Source organism: Mycobacterium gordonae (assembly GCF_001417955.2).
GTDB classification, from domain to species: Bacteria; Actinomycetota; Actinomycetes; order Mycobacteriales; family Mycobacteriaceae; genus Mycobacterium; species Mycobacterium gordonae_B.
This window is the reverse complement of sequence record NZ_LKTM01000230.1, coordinates 1-918: the sequence shown is the minus strand read 5'-3', so window position 1 is coordinate 918 and position 918 is coordinate 1. Positions and strand designations below refer to the sequence as shown.

General features: G+C 80.6%; 1 pseudogene. It reads right to left on the bottom strand.

What is annotated here, in order from left to right:
• Window positions 1–918: pseudogene (locus AO501_RS38170) on the bottom strand (PE family protein); the annotation flags it as partial.

The following is a 918-nucleotide window of genomic DNA, read 5'->3' as shown; positions in this document are numbered from 1 at the left end:
CCCCGGGGAGCGCCGAGTTGGCCATGCCGCCGGTGCCGCCGGCCCCGCCGCCGCCGAAGATCCCTCCGGTTCCGCCGGCTCCACCGCCGCCGCCGTTGCCGTCCGAGCCGACCGCGCCGCCTCCGCCGCCGCCCGCGTTGCCGAAGAACAAGCCGCCGTTGCCGCCCTGGCCACCGGACCGGCCCACACCGGTCGCGCCGAGCCCGCCGGCCCCACCGGTGCCGCCGCTGCCCAACAACGCGGCAGCGCCGCCGGGACCACCGGGTACGCCGTTAGCGCCGGATCCGCCGGCCCCGCCATCACCGAGCAGCCACCCGCCGGGGGCGCCCGCAGCTCCTGTGCCGGCGCCGCCCGGGGCGCCGTTGCCGATCAGCGGCCGTCCGGTCAGCAACACGCTGGGCGTGTTGATCACGTTGAGCGCCGCCGCCGGCAGCAGCAGCCCGTTGTCGCCGGCGGCGCCGTTGCCGCCCGCGGGAGCGCCGAGTCCGCCGACGCCACCCATTCCGCCGAGTCCAAGTAGCGTGGCCTTGCCGCCGGCGCCCCCGGCCCCACCGGCGAAGGCCGGAGCGCCCTGGGCGCCGGCCCCGCCGGCTCCGCCGCTGCCCAGCAGCAGGGCGCCGGTGCCGCCGTTCCCGCCGGCCCCGCCGGCTCCGGCCAAGGCGAAGCCGCCGACCCCGCCGATGCCGCCGAACCCGATCAAGCCCGCGTCGCCGCCAGCGCCGCCGTGGCCGCCGATGCCCGCGCCGGAGTCGCTGCCGCCGGCGCCACCGGCACCGCCCGAGCCCAGTAACCAGCCGGCGTGCCCGCCGGTTCCGCCGGCGCCGCCGTTGCCCCCGAAGCTGCTGCCGCCGGTTCCGCCGACGCCGCCGTTGCCGAACAGCGGACCGGCCGCTCCGCCGGCCCCTCCGGTACCGCCAC